Source organism: Nitrosophilus sp., assembly GCF_982775275.1.
On record NZ_CEXZHP010000236.1, the window covers coordinates 1 to 2,188 of the forward strand.

At 22.4% G+C, this 2,188-nt stretch carries 1 protein-coding gene and 1 pseudogene; both read right to left on the reverse strand.

Features of this window, described 5'->3' with window-relative positions; translation table 11 throughout:
- Positions 1 to 41: 41 nt before the first annotated feature.
- On the reverse strand, positions 42 to 1,430 hold the full coding sequence (locus AC30RD_RS08700; RefSeq protein ID WP_489494113.1) for a TM1812 family CRISPR-associated protein: 1,389 nt from the start codon (positions 1,428 to 1,430) through the stop codon (positions 42 to 44).
- Positions 1,431 to 1,695: 265 nt separating this feature from the next.
- Positions 1,696 to 2,188: pseudogene (locus tag AC30RD_RS08705) on the reverse strand (hypothetical protein); the annotation flags it as partial.

Sequence of the window (2,188 nt, forward strand, 5' to 3'; positions counted from 1 at the left end):
TATTTTAAATACAAAATTTATAATTTCAATACCCAAGAATTTTATTTAATATCTTTAACCTGAAGAATATTTTTATCTATACAAATTTCTTTATATAACTTTAAGACATTTTTAATATCACTTTCAACATCAATTAATCTTTTAGAACTATTTGCATGAGCTAAATTATTTCTAATATTATCAATATCAATAATTAGTTGTTTTAATTTATCATCTTTTTCAACCTTTGTTTTTATCAAATGTGTTAAATCTTTAACAGATTGATTCCACTCATCTGCTTTTTGCCTATTTTTTGTATTTTTTATATATCTAGTTTTTACTTCTAAAAATATTCCATTATAATTTGAAACATTATATAATGCTTTTGCTTGATTATATAAATCATAAAGTTTATAGATAATTTTTTCATTATTTTTTTCAGCAATTGCTCTTTTCTCAAATTCTTCAATTTTTTCGGCAAGTTTTTTGTCAATATTTTTAAGTCCCAAAGAACAATACATCCCAATAGCCTCACTTAAAAGTGTAATACTATTAAGTAGATATCCTTTAGTAAACATATTCTCTGAAAGATAATATAGTTGTTTAAATGATACTTCTTTGCTATACTGCTCTATTTGCTTAATATGTTTTAATGTATCTTGTAGTAGTCTATTGAGATTTTTAAATATCAAATTTTCACTTTTTAATAAATTTTCTATGTGCAAAATAAGTTTAGAGATGATAGATCTTTTCTTATTTGTATTTTTCATTAACTCATCAATCGAATTTGCTAAAATGTGTTTAGAAAAATTCTCTAAATCATCAATAAAATCATTTAAGCTTTTATTTGTTACTTTTACATTATTTGCAACTGTATAGTTTTTGTCAAATGTAGTTAATATATAAGATATATTAGCCAAATCTAAATACTCTTTAATATCTACAATATGATATTCCTTTTTATCTTCTATTTGTTTCTCTTTTGCATAATAGATATGTTCTATTTTACCAAGGTTTGTCATATTTGCCATAATAAGATCTATAGTAGCAAATATAGGAATATGCCTAAATCCATGTGTAATATCTACTATAATACTTTCATATTGATTATCAAAAATTGCATCATCTATATTTTTTAATAATGTTGAGTAATCATCTACATTATCTATTTTTTTACCATTATTAAAAATATCTTTAATATCTTTATCTTCATTTTCTTTTAAAAGTTTTATTTGCATATTCTTTGCATCCTGAGTATAGATTGGCACAATATCTCTATCTTTAAATTTATCAAATAAAAGTGGTAAAGTATTTGTATAATCTTTGCTATCACTTTTATCTTCTAAAAAATAATAAGGGTATTTACTTCTAAAATTTTTATACCCATCAGGTTCATTTTTATCTATCCTACCACCTGCTAAACCTAAAATTGTAATAACTGCTCTTTTCATAAACTCTCCCGCTGTATTTATTTTTTTAGCTATATAAATCCTTTTTATTTAGTTCATCTGAACTTAAAATATATTCCATTACAAGCTCTAAATCTTTAACAAAGATTTTTTACCTCCTCTTCAAAATCTTTATCTAAAAATCTTGCAAGTTGAATTTCTTTAAAGAATTTTTTTTGTTTTTTACCTTTTAAAGAGTTAAACACTCTAATTGCATTTTATTTGATGAGATCTTTATTTTTATTAAAATTTTCTTTATTAAATTTTTTTAACTCTTTTGTAGTTTTTTTAATTTATCTAAAATATATGGTGATTTTTTATTGTTTTTTTCTGCACTCCATTTCTTTAAAAATTTATCTAACTCCTTTTTATATTGCTTTTGATTGTTTTTTTTGCTTTGCAAGGCTTTTAAAGAACTATCAAATTTGTTATTTACTTCACTATGTTTATCTTGGATTAAACTGTCTTTTATATTTTGGAGTTTTGTTTTTATCTCATCTAATTTTTCATAATCTGGATAATTTTTGATAAAGTTTTCTACTATTTGGATATTACATTCTTTCCCTTTTTGTAATTCACCATTGACATTATCTAATTTATTATCAAAAAGTTTCTGTTCTTTTTTTTCTTCCTCTTCTCTCTTTATCTGTTCCAAAATCTCTTGTGTTAATAGAGAATTCGGATAATCATCTCCAATATCAAACATTTCACTAACTTTAGGCAAACACTCTTTATTTTTCTTTTTATCTACAAATTCATTT

Coding starts and splice junctions, on each gene's coding strand:
- AC30RD_RS08700 (WP_489494113.1), bottom strand. CDS start 1,430: ATGAAAAGAGCAGTTATTACAATTTTAGGTTTAGCAGGTGGTAGGATA.